Annotated in this window: 17 protein-coding genes and 4 tRNA genes; 14 read left to right on the top strand and 7 right to left on the bottom strand. The window is 60.2% G+C overall.

Annotation, left to right across the window (positions count from 1 at the left end; translation table 11 throughout):
* Positions 1-45 precede the first annotated feature (45 nt).
* Positions 46-1,839 (top strand): Na/Pi cotransporter family protein, encoded by a 1,794-nt coding sequence (locus CGZ77_RS07370; protein ID WP_036496300.1) that lies wholly within the window; start codon positions 46-48, stop codon positions 1,837-1,839.
* A gap of 169 nt (positions 1,840-2,008) precedes the next feature.
* On the top strand, positions 2,009-2,236 hold the full coding sequence (locus CGZ77_RS07365; protein WP_009426554.1) for a CsbD family protein: 228 nt from the start codon (positions 2,009-2,011) through the stop codon (positions 2,234-2,236).
* Positions 2,237-2,990: 754 nt separating this feature from the next.
* Here CGZ77_RS07365 and pyrI read toward each other — a convergent pair.
* Together pyrI and pyrB are read right to left on the bottom strand one after the other, a co-directional pair.
* Complete coding sequence (gene pyrI / locus CGZ77_RS07360) at positions 2,991-3,449, bottom strand: aspartate carbamoyltransferase regulatory subunit (protein ID WP_009426558.1); 459 nt, start codon at positions 3,447-3,449, stop codon at positions 2,991-2,993.
* Positions 3,450-3,459: 10 nt separating this feature from the next.
* A complete protein-coding gene (gene pyrB, locus CGZ77_RS07355; RefSeq protein ID WP_009426559.1) occupies positions 3,460-4,380 on the bottom strand; it encodes an aspartate carbamoyltransferase in 921 nt (306 codons plus the stop codon).
* Positions 4,381-4,671: 291 nt separating this feature from the next.
* Here pyrB and yccS point away from each other — a divergent pair, with 291 nt between their 5' ends.
* Together yccS and CGZ77_RS07345 are read left to right on the top strand one after the other, a co-directional pair.
* Complete coding sequence (yccS, locus tag CGZ77_RS07350) at positions 4,672-6,882, top strand: YccS family putative transporter (RefSeq protein ID WP_094031076.1); 2,211 nt, start codon at positions 4,672-4,674, stop codon at positions 6,880-6,882.
* A gap of 260 nt (positions 6,883-7,142) precedes the next feature.
* On the top strand, positions 7,143-8,138 hold the full coding sequence (locus CGZ77_RS07345) for a pentapeptide repeat-containing protein (RefSeq protein ID WP_009426562.1): 996 nt from the start codon (positions 7,143-7,145) through the stop codon (positions 8,136-8,138).
* Positions 8,139-8,383: 245 nt separating this feature from the next.
* On the opposite strand, the gene CGZ77_RS07340 is transcribed toward CGZ77_RS07345, so the two are convergent.
* From CGZ77_RS07340 to CGZ77_RS07320, 5 genes are all read right to left on the bottom strand, one after another.
* On the bottom strand, positions 8,384-8,860 hold the full coding sequence (locus CGZ77_RS07340) for a hypothetical protein (protein ID WP_009426563.1): 477 nt from the start codon (positions 8,858-8,860) through the stop codon (positions 8,384-8,386).
* 166 nt (positions 8,861-9,026) lie between these two features.
* Positions 9,027-9,959, bottom strand: coding sequence for a cysteine synthase A (cysK, locus tag CGZ77_RS07335; RefSeq protein WP_009426564.1), 933 nt, complete (start codon positions 9,957-9,959; stop codon positions 9,027-9,029).
* A 123-nt stretch (positions 9,960-10,082) separates the two neighbouring features.
* A complete protein-coding gene (locus CGZ77_RS07330) occupies positions 10,083-10,673 on the bottom strand; it encodes a hypothetical protein (RefSeq protein WP_009426565.1) in 591 nt (196 codons plus the stop codon).
* 11 nt (positions 10,674-10,684) lie between these two features.
* Positions 10,685-11,536 (bottom strand): diaminopimelate epimerase, encoded by an 852-nt coding sequence (dapF, locus tag CGZ77_RS07325; RefSeq protein WP_009426566.1) that lies wholly within the window; start codon positions 11,534-11,536, stop codon positions 10,685-10,687.
* 125 nt (positions 11,537-11,661) lie between these two features.
* Positions 11,662-11,892, bottom strand: coding sequence for a YdcH family protein (locus CGZ77_RS07320; protein ID WP_009426567.1), 231 nt, complete (start codon positions 11,890-11,892; stop codon positions 11,662-11,664).
* 234 nt (positions 11,893-12,126) lie between these two features.
* On the opposite strand from CGZ77_RS07320, the gene rfbD reads away from it, so the two are divergent.
* The 10 genes from rfbD to CGZ77_RS07270 all read left to right on the top strand — a co-directional run bounded on the left by rfbD (position 12,127) and on the right by CGZ77_RS07270 (position 18,383).
* Positions 12,127-12,993 carry a dTDP-4-dehydrorhamnose reductase gene (gene rfbD / locus CGZ77_RS07315; RefSeq protein ID WP_094031075.1) on the top strand — a complete coding sequence of 289 codons (867 nt, stop codon included), beginning with the start codon at positions 12,127-12,129 and terminating at the stop codon, positions 12,991-12,993.
* Positions 12,994-13,095: 102 nt separating this feature from the next.
* Positions 13,096-14,439 carry a deoxyguanosinetriphosphate triphosphohydrolase gene (locus CGZ77_RS07310; RefSeq protein WP_009426570.1) on the top strand — a complete coding sequence of 448 codons (1,344 nt, stop codon included), beginning with the start codon at positions 13,096-13,098 and terminating at the stop codon, positions 14,437-14,439.
* 193 nt (positions 14,440-14,632) lie between these two features.
* Positions 14,633-14,709, top strand: a tRNA-Arg gene (locus CGZ77_RS07305).
* A 16-nt stretch (positions 14,710-14,725) separates the two neighbouring features.
* A tRNA-Glu gene (locus CGZ77_RS07300) sits at positions 14,726-14,800 on the top strand.
* 340 nt (positions 14,801-15,140) lie between these two features.
* Positions 15,141-16,040 carry a recombination-associated protein RdgC gene (locus CGZ77_RS07295; protein WP_036496303.1) on the top strand — a complete coding sequence of 300 codons (900 nt, stop codon included), beginning with the start codon at positions 15,141-15,143 and terminating at the stop codon, positions 16,038-16,040.
* A 73-nt stretch (positions 16,041-16,113) separates the two neighbouring features.
* Complete coding sequence (locus tag CGZ77_RS07290; RefSeq protein ID WP_009426574.1) at positions 16,114-16,527, top strand: MORN repeat protein; 414 nt, start codon at positions 16,114-16,116, stop codon at positions 16,525-16,527.
* A gap of 80 nt (positions 16,528-16,607) precedes the next feature.
* Entirely contained in the window at positions 16,608-17,174 is a 567-nt protein-coding gene (gene dcd, locus CGZ77_RS07285) for a dCTP deaminase (protein WP_009426575.1), read from the top strand.
* 165 nt (positions 17,175-17,339) lie between these two features.
* Positions 17,340-18,116, top strand: a complete 777-nt coding sequence (gene yaaA, locus CGZ77_RS07280; protein WP_009426576.1) for a peroxide stress protein YaaA — start codon at positions 17,340-17,342, stop codon at positions 18,114-18,116.
* 59 nt (positions 18,117-18,175) lie between these two features.
* Positions 18,176-18,266 (top strand) — tRNA-Ser (locus CGZ77_RS07275).
* Positions 18,267-18,293: 27 nt separating this feature from the next.
* Positions 18,294-18,383, top strand: a tRNA-Ser gene (locus tag CGZ77_RS07270).
* Positions 18,384-18,515 lie beyond the last annotated feature (132 nt).

The following is an 18,515-nucleotide window of genomic DNA, read 5'->3' as shown; positions in this document are numbered from 1 at the left end:
GGAAACGGCCGGCCGCTAACATATAAAAGCACAAGGAGAAAACGGATGGCCAAACTGATTCAGAAATATTTTCTGTTCGCCGTGCTGCTGCTGGCGCTGGCGGCGAGCTTTGCCTACAGCCCGCCGTGGCTGCGCCTGTGTTACGGGCTGGCGCTGTTTTTATTCGGCATGCAGAACATCGAAGAAGGGCTGCGCAACGCGGCGGGCGGACGGCTGGAAGGTTGGATGCGCAAGTCCACGGCCACGCCGCTCAAAGGCGTGCTCTTCGGCACGGGTGCGACGCTTATTTTGCAGTCGAGCACGTTGGTGGCGCTCTTGGCGATGGCGTTTTTAAGCTCGGGCATGATTACGCTGCCCGGCGGCATCGCCATCATTCTCGGCACGAATCTCGGCGCAACGGGCGGCGTGTGGCTGCTGGCGCTGGCGGGGCAGAACCTCAGCCTGTCGCCTGCCGCGCTGCCGATGCTGGTGTTCGGCATCCTTCTGGGCTTTTTCGGCGGCCGCAGCCGCGCCCTCGGCCGCGTGCTGGTGGGCGTGGCGCTGATTTTCCTCGGCGTGGACGAAATCAAAGACGGCTTTCAGGCTTTCGGTGCGGACATCGATTTTTCCGGCACGCAGATAGGCGGCATGGCCGAAACCCTGCTCTTTTTCACTGTCGGCTTTCTGCTCACCGTCGTCTTGCAGTCGTCGCACGCCACGCTGCTGCTGGCGCTGGCGGCCTTGTCGGGCGGACAGCTCACGCTGATGCAGGGTTTTGCCGTTGCCGTCGGCTCGTGCGTCGGCACCAGCGTGTCCACCGCGCTGGTCGGCATGCTCGGCAGCGACTGCAGCGGGCGGCGGCTGGCGGTGGCGCACGTTTTGTTCAACGTCGTCACCGCCGCCCTGTCGCTGGCCGTGTGGCTGCCGCTGACGCAGGCCGTTATCCTCGCCGGGCAATGGCTGGGCATGGGGGCGCTGCTGCAACTGGCGCTCTTCCACACCCTGTTCAACGTGCTGGGCATCGCCGTGTTCTGGAAATTCCAAGACCGCCTCGCCCGCGAACTCACCCGCCGCCTGCCCGATGCGGCCGACGCCGGCAGCCTGCCCGAAGAAACGGCCGCGCTCGAAGCGCAGTATCTCAACGCCAATATGCTGCTCTCGCCCGATACCGCGCTGGCGGCGCTGGGCAAAGAAGTGCGCCACCTCGACAAAGCGGGTGTCGAAACCGTCTGCCACGCCCTCTTCCTGCCGCCCCCGCTGCTCTATGACGAAACGGCCGACGACCGCAATCTTCCCGACCCCGCGCCGCCGCTCGATGCCGACGTTCCCCGCCTGTATGCGCGGCAGATCAAGCCGCTGTTCAGCAGCATCCTCGAATTTGCCGGCAAGCTCGATCCCTCCGACGAAACGCAGCAAAGGCAGCTTGCCGCCGAACAGACCGCCGCTTGGCAGATCGTCGAAACAGTGAAAGAGAGCCAGCACCTGCAAAAAAACATGCAGCAGTATTTGTCCGACAGCGCCTCGCCCGCCAACCGCGACTACCTGCGCCTGCGCCGCCACGTTTTCAAAACCCTGCTGCTGTTCCGCCGCACCGACGGCGCCGACACGGAAGAAGCCCGCGCCGAACTGGCGCACCAGCTCGACGCCCATATCGAAACGCTCGAAACCCTGCGCGGCCGCGCGATGGTGAAACTGCGCAACAAAGAACTGAACGGCTGGCAGGCCTCCTCGCTGCTCAACGACATCACCTACGCCCGCCGCATCGGCCGCGCCCTGGCCGAAATCCTCGCCTCGCGCAACCCGCTGCCGGAAGAGACGGCGCAGGCGGACGAAGGCTTTGCGGCGCAGGAGGCCGTCTGAAAACGGCCTGCCGTTTTCCGTCCGACAAATGTCCGCACCGGAGCTCAAACAGGCTGCAGACACCGACCGGTGCGTTCAGACGGCCTTTCGGCGGCGGCGGCGGCCGGACGTTTTCCCGCCATACGGCTACACTGCGGCCTCCGATTAACCGCAAAAAAAGGAAAGCAATATGAACGGCAAATTCGACGAAATCACCGGCAAACTGAAAGAAGCCGCCGGCGAAGTGTTGGGCGACGGCAAACTGAAAGCCGAAGGTCTGCTGCAACAGGGCGCGGGCAAGGCAAAAGAAGAAGCCGCCGAAATGCTGCAAAAAGGCAAAGACGAAACAAGCCGCCTGGCCGACGAAGCCAAGGCCAAAGCGGAAAGCCTGATTGACGACATCAAAAGCAAATTCTAGGCCGTCTGAAAAAGGCCGTCTGAAAACTCTCTTTCGGGTTTTTCAGACGGCCTTTTTTATTTAACTTCGTTGGAACTTCGCTTTCAGACGGCCTTTGCGTATAGCGGAAGCGGATCAGACGGATTGCAGGAGACCGAACGGGACAGACGGCAGATATCGCAGGGAACGCGTGCGTTGCCGAGCAACACACCCTACGGACGGACGGCAGGATTGCCGTCCCGTAACGCACGCGGTTTGTGGTTTGGCGGACAACCGTGCGGGCAGGCAAAAGGCCGTCTGAAACCGTCATTCCCGCCGCACACCTGACTCCCTCCCCTGCGCTCCAAGCGCGGGGAAGGGTCGGGGTGGGGGTAGCGGTTCGGAGAACCGCATTTCGCCGATACCCTGCAAAAGTCGCCGCAGCGGCGAGAGTTCGGCAGATCGGGCATTTATGCCTGAAAAACATGGAACGGGAGGGAGTCGGGCATAAATGCCCGATCTACGCGGCTTCGTTGAAGCTGCGCTTTCAGACGGCCTTTGCCTTAGGTTTCACACGGCCTCAAAGGAATCCCGTAGGTCGGATACTTGTATCCGACGTTTCCCCGCAAGGGGAAAATTCACGTTCCGTCACGCCGCTGCCGCCCCATGACGCCCTTGCGGCCGGCCGTCGGATTCGAGAATCCGACCTGCGGTGTGCGTTGTCTGTTAAAGGCCGTCTGAAAACCCTGATTCAGGGTTTTCAGACGGCCTTTTTGCTGCTGCGGTTCTGACAAGCCTACGCTTCCAACACCACGCCGCGCGGGAAGGTTTTTTCGCAATAGTGGCATTTGAGCTTGGTTTGCGCGTTTTGCGTTTTCACATAAAAACGGCTTTTCACCGGCTCGCTGCGGCTGGCGCAGTTGGCGTTGGGGCAGCGGAACACTTCGGCGATTTCGTCGGGCAGTTGCAGACGGCGTTTGGCCACCACTTTGAAATTTTCGATGGTGTTTACCACCGCCTCGGGAGCAAAGAGGGCGAGGCGGTTGGCGGCGGCATCGTCGAAGGAAACGCCGGCGATTTTGATGATGTCTTTGCTGCCCTGTGTTTTGCTCGGCAGGTTGAAGCCTACGGTTACCGCGCTGCCGTAGTGCAATAATTTGAACTGGCGCAGGATGGTGAGACCGAGTCCGGCGGGGATGTGGTCGATGACTGTACCTTTTTCGATGGCTTCGACGCTGAGTTTTTTCTGTTCCATGTTTTGCTCCTTACACTTCTTCGTTTAACACCAGCGACAGAATCGCCATGCGGGCGTACACGCCGTTGGTGGCCTGTTCGAAATAGTAGGCGTGCGGTGTGGCGTCGACGTCGGGGTGGATTTCGTCGACGCGCGGCAGGGGGTGCAAAACGCGCAGATTGGGTTTGGCACCGGCGAGCATGGCGGCGTTGAGGTTGAATTTGCCTTGGATTTTGGCGAACTCTTGTTCGTCGAAGCGTTCGCGCTGTACGCGGGTCATGTAAAGAATATCCGCCCATTCGACGGCTTCTTCGAGACTGCCAAATGTCTGATACGCGCAGCCTTGCGCCTCCAGCTCTTCGGTGATGTATTCGGGCATGGCAAGGCTGGGGGGCGACACAAAGGCAAATTCGCAGCCCCAGCGTTTGAGGGCCTGGCAGAGCGAGTGCACGGTACGACCGTATTTCAAGTCGCCCGCCATGGCGATTTTCAAATTGTTCAGACGGCCTTGGGTTTCGTAAATCGTTACCAAATCAAGCAAAGTCTGGCTGGGGTGTTGGTTGGTGCCGTCGCCCGCGTTGATCACGGGCACTTTGGAAAACTCGGCCAGCACACGCGCCGCGCCGTCTTTGGGGTGGCGTTGGATAATCGCGTCGGTGTAGCTGGAAATAATCCGCGCGGTGTCGGCCAGCGTTTCGCCTTTTTTCGCGCTGGTGTTCGCGCCGTCGGCAAAACCGATCACCTTGCCACCCAAACGCTGCACGGAGGTTTCAAATGACAGCCGCGTTCGTGTGGACGGCTCGAAAAAACACGAGCCGATGAGCCTGCCTTCGAGCAGGTCGCCGCGCGGTTCGGCTTTGAGTTTTAAGGCCGTCTGAAGCAGCAGTTCGAGCTGTTCGGTGGAGAGGTCTGAAATGGAGATGATGTTTTGGCGGTAGAGCGGATTGGGCATAGGATTTCCTTTCCGTGAACTTGCGGCCTTCATGCGGCACGCAAGCGCTAAAAAGCCCGCAGGGCGGGCGGGATGGGAAAAGCGGAACAGCCGCTGCGGGCGGCGGGGAAGGTGCGGCGGGCGGGGCGGTTCTGCATAACGGTGTCCGAAGAAAAAACGGGCGCGATTATCGCATAAGGGGAGGCCGTCTGAAAGCGCGTTTTCCGCCGTTTCAGACGGCCTCAATCCTGCTTTCAGACGGCCTGATGCGGTGTACAATCTCGCCCGCACAAACACCGCCAAAACACCGCCATGAAATTCAAAACCCCGCCCGTCAGCGGCAAATTCATCGCCACCCTGCCGCCGCTTTTATCTGTCGGCATCATCGCCCTGCTGGTCTACCGCTTCCATTTGGAAAAACTCGCCATCCCGTTGGTGTTGGGCGTGATTGCGGGCGGACTGGTGGATTTGGACAACGCCCTCTCAGGCCGTCTGAAAAACACCGCCGTATCGCTGGCGGCCTTTGCCGCCTCTTCGCTGGCGGTGCAGGCATCGCTGGGCAACACCGCGCTGTTTCTGCCCGTGATGGCGCTTTTGGCCTTCGTCTTCACCATGATAGGCGCCGTCGGCCTGCGCTACCGCACCATCGCTTTCGGCACGCTCGCCGTGGCTGTGTACACCACGCTCACCTACAACCCCGACAGCGCCTCGGCCTGGTATCTCAACCCGCTGATGATTCTCTGCGGCGCGGGGCTCTACAGTCTCATCACCCTCGGCCTGCACATCCTGCTGCCGCACCGCCCCGTACAGGAGAGCGTCGCCAACGCCTACACCGCGCTGGGCGCCTATCTCGACGCCAAAGCCTGCTTCTTCGACCCCGACGAAGCCGACGGTATCGAAGAGCGGCAAATCGCCCTGGCCATGAAAAACAACCAAATCATCCACACCTTCAACCTCTGCCGCAGCGCCCTCTTCTACCGCATGCGCGGCCAGCACCGCCACCCGCGCACCACCCGCATGCTGCGCTACTACTTCGCCGCCCAAGATATCCACGAACGCGCCAGCTCCAGCCACATCAGCTACCGCCAAATGGCCGACAAACTGAAAAACAGCGACCTGATTTTCCGCTTCCTGCGCCTGATGGAACTGCAAGGCCAAGCCTGCCGCGACATCGCCGACAGCCTGCGCGAAGGCCGCACCTACACCCCCGACCCCCGCCTCGCCCGCGCCGGCAAAGGGCTCAAACAGTCTGCTGCCCACTACGCCGCCGAACACCCCACCGCACCCGAAATGCCCCTGCTGCAACGTCTGGCCGACAACCTGCAAAACATCAACTACCAAATCGCCAACCTCGACAGCGGCCTGCCCGAAGCCGCCGCAGGCGACCTGCGCATCGCCCACCACGACTCGGCCAAACTCAAAGACGCCGCCCAAAGCATCCTCTCCCAGCTCAACACCCGCTCCGCCACCTTCCGCCACGCCGTACGCATGGCGCTGATAGTCGTCGTGTGCGGCCTCATCGTCGAAATGCTCGACCTCAACTTCGGCTACTGGATACTGCTCACCGCCGTTTTCGTCTGCCAGCCCAACCACTCCGCCACCCAAAGCCGTCTGAAACAGCGCATCACCGGCACCCTCGGCGGCGTGCTCGTCGGCTCCCTCCTGCCCTACTTCACCCAGTCGCTCGAAGCCAAGCTGATGGTTATGACCGCAGGCGTCACCCTCTTCTTCCTCTTCCGCGTCAACAAATACAGCTATTCCACCTTCTTCATCACCATCCAGGCACTCATCAGCTTCTCCATCGCCGGCTACGACATCACCCAAGCCCTGCCCATGCGCATGGCCGACACCGTTATCGGCTGTCTGCTCGCCTGGGCGGCCGTCTCCTACCTCTGGCCCGACTGGCACTACCTGCAACTGGGCAAAACCGGTGCCGCCGCCGTTGCCGCCGACGCCGCCTACCTGCGCAGCGTGCTCGAACGCCTCGAACACGGCGGCGGCGAAGACGTAGACTACCGCGCCGCCCGCCGCCTCAGCCACGAACGCGCCGCCACCCTCTCCAGCACCCTGTCCGACATGTCGGGCGAACCGAAAAAATACGGCAGCCGCCTGCACGACGGCTTCCGCCTGCTCAAAATCAACTACTCCCTCATCGGCTACATCTCTGCCCTGGGCGCCTACCGCGACACCCTGCGCCGCGACCCCGAACACCAACCCTTCCTGCAACGCTACTTCCCCGCCGCCGCCCAAGTCTGCGCCCTGATGGAAGACATGTCCGAACTGCCCGAAGACACCTTCCGCCAACGCCTCACCGACATCCGCGCCGCCATCAAAGACCTGCGCCCGCAGGAAGGCGGCGAACAAAGCAGCATCCTGTGGCAGCAGCTCGCCGCCACCGCCGACCTCCTCGAACCCGCCTACCTCGCCCTTAACGGACGTGCCGAAACCGCCCCCGACGCGACAAACGGCCAAGACGGCGGACAAAGCGCCGTTCAGACGGCTCCAAAGGCAGAGGCCGTCTGAAATATGAAAGCCGAAAGGCCGTCTGAAAACCGGTTTCCGCTTACGGACACCGGTTTTCAGACGGCCTCAGGTTTCAAAAACGCCATTCCTGCGTTTATGTCCCGAAGGGGTGCCGGCGGGAACGGCCTTTCCAACAACAGGGAACGCGTGCATCGCTTAGACAACTCTACGCTTGCTTTGAACAACGATAATCGGCGCATTTGAAGCGATAGGCAGCCTGCACACCGCAACCGAATTTCCAATCTCAAAAGGAGCGCTTCATGCCCATCCCCGCCTCCCTCAAAAAACGCTGGCACGCCCTCGGCAACACCCGCCAAATCCTCACCGCCACGCAAAACCTCACCGTCTCCCCCTTCGGCAGCACCGAATACGGACTGCTGGACTTTCGCGGCATCCAACTGATTGGCGACGAGCGCAGCAAAGAAGAAACCGCCAAACTGCCGCCGATAGAGCAATTCCCCGCCAGCCTTCTTATCCCGCACAGCGGCATTTTGCGCGATGCCGACTTTTCAGGCTCACTGTGGTCGGACGTGTCCGTCGCCCACCAAAACGACAACGAAACCATGCGCTTTGACAACGTCCGCTTCAACGGCAGCACCTTCAAAGCCAAAAACGCCGCCAACTTCGGCGGACTCAGCGCACAGCTTGCCGACTGCGATTTTGACGGCTGCGCCTTCCCCAAAAACATCGCCTTCGCCCGCGCCACCCTGCAAAACTGCCGCTTCACCCGCATCAAAAAATCCAGCCGCCTGAGCTTTCTCAACAGCCTGCTGGAAAACTGCACTTTCGAGGGCGACATCCGCAAAGCCGATTTCGATGCCACGCCGATGAAAAACTGCACCTTTTCAGGCAGCCTGAAAGCCTGCTCTTTCCAAGGCGAATTTTCGTTGGACAGGCAAGACGCCCAAACCTCACTGGAAAACGTCGATTTCAGCCAAGCCGAACTGCTGGTCTGCACCATCGCCAATTACGACTTCGGCACAGCCAAACCCTCGCCGCGCAACTGCATCGTCCGCCAAACCCAAGCGTTTTACCAAGCTCTCGTCGCCCTGATTCGGCAACAAAAAACCTCCCATGCCGACCGCCTGTTGGACGAAGCGGAAGACTGCCGCCCGCATCCGCAAACCCCCTACGGCGTATTCCATGCCGACCAATTGGCGACCCTATCGCCCAAACACTACGACGCCGAAACCAGCCGCCTGTTTTACGACTGCATCTGCCAAGCCGCCGAAGCCACAGGCTGCCGCATGAAATAGTTTCGGCTTCGCCAAAGCCTACGGCAAATAAGCAGCAAATAAGAGGCCGTCTGAAAGTCGAATCCAAGATTTCAGACGGCCTCTTGGTATTGCGGGTATCGCAGGAAGCACGTGCGCCGCTTAGGCGGCACCCACTATCTGTAATGGTTAAGGCCGTCTGAAAGCGCAGTTTTAACAAGGTCAAAACCAAAAGAAAAAGGTCGTCCGAACAGTTTTCAGACGGCCTTTTCGTGTCGGGCGGACATTTATTTCAGCGGCTGCAAGCCCATCAGTTCCATCAGGAAGTTGGCGAAGGCGGGGTTGGCCGGTTTGTTCTGCATATGCGGCCAGCGGGTCTGCCAGCCTTTGAGAGCGTTGCCGATATACTGCTTGGACTGGGCGCTGCTGATGGCGCCGCGCTGGCTGTCTACGGCGGAGCGCAGGTAGACGTCGTAAATGCTGTCGTCGACGGGGTTGTTGCCGACCAGGCGGATGCGGAAGCGGTTGAGCTGCTGCGCGGCCTGCACTTTGGTGATTTTGCCCTGACCTACCTGGTCGCTCAGGCGGGTGGCTTCGTCGCGGATTTTCGCCACGTCTGCCCAGTGGTTCGGGGCGAGGCGGTAGGCGCCCTGTTGGGGGCGGACGGCTGCGGGTTTTGTGCCTGTGCCGATAACGGGGACGGAAACGGTTTCGCAGGCAGACAGTGCGGCGCAGGCCAGCAGGAGGGGAAGGTATTTTTTCATGGCGGGCGCAAACTCCTTTTTTGATGGTTTTCCGGCAGTTCGTACAGCGGCGTCAGGCCGGTTGAGGGCGGCGAAAATACCATAACCGGGCTGCTCTTTACAAGTTTTATCAAACGAACGCGGGCAACCGGAAACAACCGGCTGCCCGCGTGTCGTTGAAACCCGTTTACACCAAATCGGCGAACAGGGGGGTGGAGAGGTAGCGTTCGCCGTAGGAAGGAATCAGCACGACGATCAGTTTGCCGCGGTTTTCTTCTTTGGCGGCCAGTTGCAGGGCGCTCCAAATGGCGGCGCCGGAGGAGATGCCGACGAGGATGCCTTCTTTTTCGGCAGAGGCGCGGGCGGTGGCAAAGGCTTCTTCGCCGGTGACGCGGATGATTTCGTCGTAGATGCCGGTGTTGAGAATACTGGGGATAAAGCCTGCACCCAAGCCCTGAATCGGGTGCGGGCCTTTTTCGCCGCCGCTCAATACGGGCGAGGCATCGGGCTCGACGGCAACGATTTTCACGCCTGGTTTGCGCGCTTTGAGCACTTCGCCCACGCCGGTAACGGTGCCGCCCGTGCCGACGCCGGCCACGAAGATGTCGACTTGGCCGTCGGTATCGCGCCAGATTTCTTCGGCGGTGGTTTGGCGGTGGATTTCGACGTTGGCGGGGTTGTCGAACTGGCGGGGCATGAAGTAGGTGTCGGGATGCTCTTCGACCAGCGCTTTGGCGCGGGCGATGGCGCCGCCCATGCCTTCGGCGGCGGGTGTCAGAATCAGTTCCGCACCGAAGGCGCGCAGCAGCATTTTGCGCTCTTTGCTCATGCTTTCGGGCATGGTGATGACGAGTTTGTAGCCCCGCGCGGCACAGACCATGGCCAGGCCGATGCCGGTGTTGCCGCTGGTGGCTTCGACGATGGTGGTGTTTTTGTTGATTTTCCCTTCTTTTTCAGCCGCTTCGATCATGGCTTCGGCGATGCGGTCTTTGACGCTGCTGCCGGGGTTGAAGAATTCGAGTTTGGCGACAACGCGGCCGGGCAGCCCTTCGCCCAGGCGGTTCAGTTCGACCAGCGGAGTGTTGCCGATCAGGTCGGTAATGTTTTTTGCGATATTCATAGTGTTTTTCCTTGATGAAGGGACGGTTGGACGTGAACGGCGGGCATCTTAAAAGAAGGCCGTCTGAAAACAAAATAACTTCCCCGCACGGCGCGGCAAACTAAAAGTTATAAGAACTGCGCCTCAGCGCCAGCGCATCATCGACACCGCGTAAACCGCCTGCGCCAGCATCACCACCAGCATACCGCCCTGTATCTGGCGTATGCCGAACACCGACGGCGCGCGCGCGGCGATGCGGTTGTGCAGGGAAAACAGCGCCATCAGCAGCAGCTGCATACCCAGCCAGTAAACGGGTTGCAGCAGGATAAGGTCGGCCAGAAACGGCAGGGCGCGCGGCGTCATTCCTTCGGGATAGCGCAGCCACACCAGTCCGGTCACCAGCGCGTGTCCCAAGCCCATCGCCACGGCGGCAGCGGCAAAACGCACCGGCAGCGCCCGGTTGCCGGCCGTATAATAAGACACCTCATCCGTGCGGCGGGCGTTGGCGGCCAAGAACAGCAGGCAGGCGGGCACGATATACAGCTGCGGCGCATACAGCATCACCGTGCTGAACGGCGCCAGCATACGCGGCAGCAGCCACATTCCGGCAAAGCCCGCCGCCAGCCAGCAGAACACGGCGGCCAGCAGCCAGCCGATACGGCGGCTCTGCCAGACGGCGGCGGCAAAAAGCGCGGCATAGGCCGCGGCACAGCACAAATCGGGACGGATATTCATCGGCCGCTTTCTCAATAAACCAGTTCGCCGTCAAACACCGTTTGCGCCGGTCCGGTCATCATCACATCGCCGCTGCCGTCCCACGAAACCGACAGCCTGCCGCCCGGCAGCGACACTTCCACCGGCACACCCGCATCCAACAGTCCTAAACGCACGCCCTGCACCACCGCCGCGCACGCGCCCGTGCCGCAGGCCTGCGTTTCGCCCACGCCGCGCTCGAACACGCGCAGGCGGATATGGCGGCTGTCGAGCACCTGCATAAAACCGATATTGGCCTTTTCGGGAAACTGCGGATGCGGTTCCAAAGCCGCGCCGATGCGGCAGACGGGGGCGGAAGCCGTATCGGCCGTCTGTAAAACCGCGTGCGGGTTGCCCATGTTCACCACGCCGAAACGCACCGTTTCGCCGCCGATCTGCGCGGCGTATTCCAAAGCGTCGTCCGCTTCGCCTTCCTGCGGCAGAAACGGGATTTCAGACGGCCTCAGACGCGGCCTGCCCATGTTCACCGTCACCAAACCGTTGTCTTCCAGCTTCGGTACGATAATGCCCTTCGCCGTTTCCACACGGATTTCCCGCTTGCCGGTCAGACCGCGGTCGGCAACAAAACGGGCAAAGCAGCGCGCGCCGTTGCCGCACTGCTCGACTTCGCCGCCGTCGGCATTGAAAATGCGGTAGCGGAAATCGGCAGCGGGCGACAAGGGTTTTTCCACCAGCAGAAGCTGGTCAAAACCGATGCCCGTGTGCCTGTCCGCCCACGCGGCAATCGGCGCGGCGGCGGGATCGAAGGGCTGCGAAATGCCGTCGATCACGATAAAGTCGTTGCCCAAGCCGTGCATTTTGGTGAATTTCAAAGGGGCGGTCATGTCCGTTTGTCCTGTGGCGCTGCGGTTTGCCAAAGGCGGCAAGTGTAGCACAAAAGGCCGTCTGAAAACGGCTGCCGCGGGGCGGCGGAGCGTTTTCAGACGGCCTGATATGACAAAACCGCGGCTTATTTGCCTTCGGCTTCGGCTTTTTTCAGCAGAGCGAAAAGCTGGTCTTTCAGCGCCAGTTTTTTGATTTTCAGCGCGTCGATTTCGTCCTGCGCGGACACGCTGGCGACGGGGTCGTTTTCCAAACCGGAGATTTTGTCATCCAGCTCGTTGTGCTCGTCGAACAGGCGGGCAAAATGGGTGTCTTCCTGTTTCAGTTTGGAAATCAGATCACGGTATTCGGGAAACATAGCTCGTCCTCTTAATTAATTGATGGTTAACGGGGGAACAACCCGTTTTGCGGGTTCGGTCGGATTATATAACAAACCTTCCGCGCGCCGCAGACAAATTTTAACGCAGCTTGACATACCGCAAGACGCCCGCACGGCGTTTTTTCAGACGGCCTTTTGTCTTTCAAACCCGCCGCCGACAAGGTAAACTGCGCAACCGCTTCACCTTCGACATTCCACCGTAAAGGAACAACCATGCGCATCCTGCTTACCGGTTCGAAAGGCCAGCTCGGCCAATACGTCCGCAGCCGCCTGCCCGAAGATTGGGAACTGATCGCCACCGACTCGAAAACGCTCGACATCACCGACCGCGACGCCGTGCTCAGCATGGCGGAAAACTTCCAGCCCGACGCCGTTATCAACACCGCCGCCTACACCGGCGCGGCCAAAGCCGAAGACAACGCCGAGCGCGTGTTTGCCGTCAACGCCGCCGGTACGCGCAATCTGGCGCAGGCCGCCTACGCCGTGGGCGCGAAATTCGTCCACATCTCCACCGATTACGTTTTCGGCGGCAACAGCCGCATCCCCTACACCGAAGACGATCCGCCCAATCCGAAAAACCTCTACGCCCAATCCAAACTGGCGGGCGAATTGCTGGCGCTGGCGGCCGAACCGGACACCGTCGTCGTCCGCAGCTCGTGGATATACAGCGGCATCGGCCGCAACTTCGTCACCGGCCTGCTCGAACGCGCGGCCGAAGGCGGCGAAATCGCCCTGGCCGACGACAACGCCGGCTGCCCCACCTTCGCAGGCGATTTGGCCGACACCGTTATCGGCCTGCTGCAACTGCCGCGCTTCCCGCAGGGGCTGCTGCATTACTGCGGCGGCAAAGCGTTCAGCGACTACACCTTCGCCCAAGCCGTTTTGCAAACCGCCGCCGAACGCAACCCCGCGTTCGTCATGCCCACACTTGTTCCCACTCCCTCGTCTGTGCTGCACAAAGAGCGCAACGCCCCGCTCTATTCCGTGCTCAACTGCGACAAAGCCCGCAGCCTCGGCTTCATCCCCGGCAGCTGGCACAAACACGCCGCCACCGTTTTGGAACAGCACTTCGGCGCATAAACCCGAACCGGACGCCACCCAAAGGCCGTCTGAAAAGCCTCGGCGGCTTTCCAGACGGCCTCAAACCATATCAAAAACAAGGAGAACCCGTACATGACACAGATGAACTGGCCGCAGCTTCTGAGCACCCAACGCTTCCGCAACAAAGACGGCGAAATCGTCCCCACCGTCACCCCCTCCACCCAAGAAGGCGCCGACGCCCTGCGCACCGACTTCCACATCGACTACGACCGCGTCGTCTTCTCCGGCGCCTTCCGCCGCCTCGGCCGCAAAACCCAAGTCCACCCCTTCGCCGAACACGACCTCACCCACAACCGCCTCACCCACAGCGTCGAAGTCGCCAGCGTCGGCCGCAGCATCGGCAACCGCGTCGGCGTCATGATGCAGGCAGGCGGCTTCCTCCCCGCAAACAACACCCCGAGCGACATCGGCGCCGTCGTCCAAGTCGCCTGTCTCGCCCACGACCTCGGCAACCCGCCTTTCGGCCACACCGGCGAAGACGCCCTGCGCGACTGGTTCCGCAACCCGCAACACGCCGCCTACCTGCAAAACCTCAGCCCTGCCGAGCGCAACGACGTGCAAACCTACGAAGGCAACGCCCACAGCCTGCGCATCCTCGCCAGCCTCGAAATGTACCCCGGCAAAGGCGGCATGCGCCTCACCGCCGCCACCATCGGCGCGCTGCTCAAATACCCCTGGACCACGCAACACCCCAACGGCACAAAAAAATTCAACATCTACCAAACCGAGCTGCCCTACATCCGCCGCGTCGCCGACACCCTCGGCCTCGTCAGCCACGGCCGCGACCACTGGGTGCGTCACCCCCTTTCCTACCTGATGGAAGCCGCCGACGACATCTGCTACGCCCTGCTCGACCTCGAAGACGCCGTCGACCTCGAACTGCTCAGCGACACCGAAGTCGAAACCGTCCTCTCCGGCCTTACCTTCGTCGAACCCACCTTCCACGCCCAATCGAGCCGCCAGCGCTGCGCCATGCTGCGCGGCATCGCCATCGGCCGCGCCATCGAAGACGTCGCCCAAACCTTCATCACCCACCAGGCCGACCTCCTCAACGGCAGCTTCAAAGGCCGCGACCTCCTCGCCCTGTGCAGCCCAGAAGTGCAGGACACCCTCGAAAACGCCAAAGAACTCGCCCGCACCCGCATCTTCCGCCACCAAAGCAAACTGATGACCGAAATCGCCTCCTTCCCCTGCCTCGGCTCCATCCTCGGCCTGCTCGTCCCCGCCGCCTGCCAATACCTCACCGAAGGCCGCGCCGGCACCCGCCAGAGCCTCGCCCTCGAACTGCTCAAAAACGCCCACCCCGTCAGCCGCGACGACACCCTCTACACCGCCTACATGAAAATCCTCGACTTCGTCGGCGGCATGACCGACAACGCCGCTGCCAAAATGGCACGCGAACTCTCCGGCATCGGCATGATCTGACCCCGACAGAAGTTTTCAGAAACGTCATCCCCGCGAAGGCGGGGACGGCCTCAAAGCCGCTGCAACTGCAAACAGCACAGGCCGTCTGAAAAATAATTTCCAGTGTTTTGAACAAACTGCCGCAAACCCGGTTTTTCCCGGCAAAAAACGCTGGACACCACCCGCCGGCCTCCCTATAATCCTCGTTTTTCTCGCACCCGTAGCTCAGTTGGATAGAGTATCTGGCTACGAACCAGAGGGTCGGGCGTTCGAATCGCTCCGGGTGCGCCAAACAACTCAAATCGCCGCGCCCATCGTCTAGCGGTTAGGACATCGCCCTTTCACGGCGGTAACCGGGGTTCGATTCCCCGTGGGCGTGCCAATATTCAAACCCTCCGTTTTGTAACGGGGGGTTTTTTTCTTTATGTATGTCAGATTTTCGTTTTTACATGCATTGAGACAAGCCCTCTGTACCCTGACGCTTTACTGACTTCGTTGAAGCTCCGCTTTCAGAAACGTCATCCCCGCGCAGGCGGGGACGGCCTCCCATCTTTTCCCGCCAGGCATTTGGGCAGGCGGCGCTCCGTTGCAGCAGAGGCCGTCTGAAAGCGCGTCTACTCTGCCACACACCGCATTCCGTCACGCGGCAAGGGCTTTCAGACGGCCTCGGCGGCGCGGGCGTTTCATGTATAATGCCGCGGTTTTACAGCAAGGAATGCTTTATGTGGTTTAAGCAGATCAGTTTCTATCCGCTCGACAAAAACAAGCTGCCCGATGCGGACATGCTCTCGGCCAAGCTGGCGGAACTACCGTTCGCGCCCTGTCAGGGGCTGGACTGGTTCAGCGAAGGTTTCGCCGCGCCGGTGCCGTTTTCGCCGGAAGCGGTTTTCCCCGCCGATTTCACTTGGGGCGTGGCGCTGAAAAAAGAGGAAAAAGTGCTGCCCGCGGGCGTTATCCGCGATATTTTGGACGAGAAAGTCGCCGAAATTCAGAATAACGAAGCGCGCACTGTCGGCCGCAAGGAAAAACAGGAATTAAAAAAGCAGATTACCGACGATCTGCTGCCACGCGCCTTTACCCGCAGCGGCCGCACGCAGGCGGTGTTCGACACGAAGCACGGCTATCTTTTGGTGAACAGCGCCTCCGCCTCCAAAGCGGAAAACATACTCACCAAGCTGCGCGAAGCCTTGGGCGGCTTGGAAGCCTCGCTGCCGCACACCAAGCAGTCGCCTTCGAGCCTGATGACCCAATGGCTGCTGCAAGGGCATTGCGACGGCGGCTTCGAGCTCGACAGCGATTGCGAACTCAAAGGCGCGGGCGATGTTGTGCCCGTGGTGAAAGTATCGAAACAGGATCTGACCGCCGACGAAGTGGTACAGCATGTGAAAATGGGCAAGACCGTCACCCAGCTCGGTTTGGTATGGCGCGAACAGATTGCTTTTGTGCTGACGCAGGATTTCACGCTCAAACGCATCCAATATCTCGACGTTTTGCAGGAAGAGGCGGAAAGCCACGGCGACGATGCCGCCAGCCTCGCCTTCGCGTCGCAGGTTTTGATGGCCGAATCGCTGGGCACGATGCTGGACGAGCTGGTCGGCCTGCTGGGTGGTTGGCAGGAATAAGCCCGCCGTTTTCAGACGGCCTCTTGTTACAGAGGCCGTCTGAAAACATAAAAAGAGAACGAAAGGATTGGATATGACGAAATTTCTAGCCGCCGCCCTGCTGGCCGCGCTGCTGCCGCACGCCGCCGCCAAAGTGATTGATCCCTATCAGGGCAAAGGCTGCCGCTACGAAGGCGCGGTAAAAGAAGATTTGCCACAGGGGCAAGGCGTATGGTCGTGCGACAACGGCAACCGCTACGAAGGCACGTTTAAACACGGCAAATTCAACGGTAAAGGCAAATTCACCGTCAGCCGCGCTGACAATGTCTTCCTCGAACCATTCGGCGCATACAGCTCCCGTTTTAAAGGCATGCGCATGGAAGGCAGCTTCCAAAACGGCCGCGCCAACGGCATTATCCAAGCATACGAAGACAGCGACCATATCTTCACCCTCACCTACGACAAAGGCATCATGAAAGAAGCCAAGCTGCCGAAAAAGAAAAAATAAGCCGCTTTCAGACGGCCTTGCCGCAAAAGGCCGTCTGAAAACACCCGACCCCGCACAACCCCACCCGACAGGACAACGAGATGAGCATCAAATCCGACAAATGGATACGCCGCATGAGCGAAGAGTTCGGCATGATCGAACCCTTCGAGCCGAACCAGGTGAAAGAAACCGACGGCAAAAAAATCATCTCCTACGGCACATCGAGCTACGGCTACGACATCCGTTGCGCCAACGAATTCAAGATCTTCACCAATATCAACAGCACTATCGTCGACCCGAAAAACTTCGACCCGAAAAACTTCGTCACGGTAGAAGACGACTGCTGCATCATCCCGCCCAATTCGTTCGCCCTCGCCCGTACGGTGGAATATTTCCGCATCCCGCGCAACGTGCTTACCGTGTGTCTGGGCAAATCGACTTACGCCCGCTGCGGCATCATCGTGAACGTAACGCCGTTTGAGCCGGAATGGGAAGGCTACGTTACCCTCGAATTTTCCAACACCACCCCCCTGCCCGCCAAAATCTACGCCGGCGAAGGCGTGGCGCAGGTACTGTTTTTCGAGAGTGACGAAGTCTGTGAAACCTCCTACAAAGACCGCAACGGCAAATACATGGGGCAGACCGGCGTCACCCTGCCGAAAACCTGACCCGCGATTTTCAGAAACGTCATTCCCGAGTAGGCGGGAACGGCCTCCGATGCTCAAAGGCCGTCTGAAACGCCAAGCACAATTTTCAGACGGCCGCAAAGCGCGGCATAAAGGCCGTCTGAAAACAAAGCTTCAACAAAGTGAAAACCCATCAACGGAAACACCATGCTCTTTCTTGTCTCACCCGCCAAAAACCTCAACGAAAAAGACCCCGCGCCCGTTCCGCAATACAGCCAACCCGCCCTGATCGACCAGGCCGCGCAACTGATGGACGAAGTAAAACAACTCGCCCCGCAGCAAATCGCCGAACTGATGCACGTTTCCGACAAAATCGCCCTCTTAAACGCCGAACGCAACGCCGTCTGGCACATCCCGTTCACACCCGAAAATGCCAAACAGGCCGTTTTCCTCTTTAACGGCGACGTTTACGAAGGACTGGCCGCCGCCACCCTCGCCCCCGACAGCCTCGACTACCTGCAACAGCATCTGCGCATCCTCTCCGGCCTCTACGGCCTCCTGCGCCCGCTCGACCTCATCCAAGCCTACCGCCTCGAGATGGGCACCCCCCTCGCCAACCGGCGCGGCAAAAACCTCTACGAATACTGGGGCGGCCGCATCACAGCCCTGCTCGCCGACACCCTGCGCGCGCAACACGCCGACACCGTCGTCAACCTCGCCTCGCAGGAATACTTCAAAGCCGTGCAGCCCGACAGACTGCCCGCCCGCATCATCACCCCCGTGTTCAAAGACGAAAAAAACGGCGCGTACAAAATCATCAGCTTCCACGCCAAACGCGCGCGCGGCCTGATGGCGCGCCACGCTGCAGAGCACCGCATCACCGACCCCGAACAGCTCAAACACTTCGACAGCGAAGGCTACGCCTACAACGCCGCCGCCTCGTCGGAAAACGAATGGGTCTTCCTGCGCGATGCCCGAAAATAAAGGCTGAAACGCTTGCCAAAACCCCGCACTTTGGCTATGATGCGCGTCTTTCAAGAAACGGAAGCGTGGCAGAGCGGTTTAATGCAACGGTCTTGAAAACCGTCGAGGGTTGATAGCCCTCCGTGAGTTCGAATCTCACCGCTTCCGCCAGTCTTGAAATTTTTTGTTTGCATAACAGGAAACGTGGCAGAGAGGCTGAATGCAGCGGACTCGAAATCCGCTAAGGGCGCAAGTCCTTCGTGGGTTCGAATCCCACCGTTTCCGCCAAGAGAATATTTGAAAACAGGCCGGACATTTTGTCCGGCCTGTTTTTTATGCCGCATATAGTGAGCCAACACAAAAATCTACAGCGTTGCTGCGCCTTGCCGTACTACTTGTACTGTCTACGGCTTGCTGCCT

The sequence above is a fragment of the Neisseria sp. KEM232 genome (genome assembly GCF_002237445.1).
Classification (GTDB): Bacteria; Pseudomonadota; Gammaproteobacteria; order Burkholderiales; family Neisseriaceae; genus Neisseria.
This window is presented reverse-complemented; position numbering and strand designations above follow the sequence as displayed.

What these genes read in the sequence shown, in the direction of transcription:
- CGZ77_RS07370 (WP_036496300.1), top strand. Translation starts at nt 46, where the DNA reads ATGGCCAAACTGATTCAGAAATATTTTCTGTTCGCCGTGCTGCTGCTG.
- CGZ77_RS07365 (WP_009426554.1), top strand. Translation starts at nt 2,009, where the DNA reads ATGAACGGCAAATTCGACGAAATCACCGGCAAACTGAAAGAAGCCGCC.
- pyrI (WP_009426558.1), bottom strand. Translation starts at nt 3,449, where the DNA reads ATGGAACAGAAAAAACTCAGCGTCGAAGCCATCGAAAAAGGTACAGTC.
- pyrB (WP_009426559.1), bottom strand. Translation starts at nt 4,380, where the DNA reads ATGCCCAATCCGCTCTACCGCCAAAACATCATCTCCATTTCAGACCTC.
- yccS (WP_094031076.1), top strand. Translation starts at nt 4,672, where the DNA reads ATGAAATTCAAAACCCCGCCCGTCAGCGGCAAATTCATCGCCACCCTG.
- CGZ77_RS07345 (WP_009426562.1), top strand. Translation starts at nt 7,143, where the DNA reads ATGCCCATCCCCGCCTCCCTCAAAAAACGCTGGCACGCCCTCGGCAAC.
- CGZ77_RS07340 (WP_009426563.1), bottom strand. Translation starts at nt 8,860, where the DNA reads ATGAAAAAATACCTTCCCCTCCTGCTGGCCTGCGCCGCACTGTCTGCC.
- cysK (WP_009426564.1), bottom strand. Translation starts at nt 9,959, where the DNA reads ATGAATATCGCAAAAAACATTACCGACCTGATCGGCAACACTCCGCTG.
- CGZ77_RS07330 (WP_009426565.1), bottom strand. Translation starts at nt 10,673, where the DNA reads ATGAATATCCGTCCCGATTTGTGCTGTGCCGCGGCCTATGCCGCGCTT.
- dapF (WP_009426566.1), bottom strand. Translation starts at nt 11,536, where the DNA reads ATGACCGCCCCTTTGAAATTCACCAAAATGCACGGCTTGGGCAACGAC.
- CGZ77_RS07320 (WP_009426567.1), bottom strand. Translation starts at nt 11,892, where the DNA reads ATGTTTCCCGAATACCGTGATCTGATTTCCAAACTGAAACAGGAAGAC.
- rfbD (WP_094031075.1), top strand. Translation starts at nt 12,127, where the DNA reads ATGCGCATCCTGCTTACCGGTTCGAAAGGCCAGCTCGGCCAATACGTC.
- CGZ77_RS07310 (WP_009426570.1), top strand. Translation starts at nt 13,096, where the DNA reads ATGAACTGGCCGCAGCTTCTGAGCACCCAACGCTTCCGCAACAAAGAC.
- CGZ77_RS07295 (WP_036496303.1), top strand. Translation starts at nt 15,141, where the DNA reads ATGTGGTTTAAGCAGATCAGTTTCTATCCGCTCGACAAAAACAAGCTG.
- CGZ77_RS07290 (WP_009426574.1), top strand. Translation starts at nt 16,114, where the DNA reads ATGACGAAATTTCTAGCCGCCGCCCTGCTGGCCGCGCTGCTGCCGCAC.
- dcd (WP_009426575.1), top strand. Translation starts at nt 16,608, where the DNA reads ATGAGCATCAAATCCGACAAATGGATACGCCGCATGAGCGAAGAGTTC.
- yaaA (WP_009426576.1), top strand. Translation starts at nt 17,340, where the DNA reads ATGCTCTTTCTTGTCTCACCCGCCAAAAACCTCAACGAAAAAGACCCC.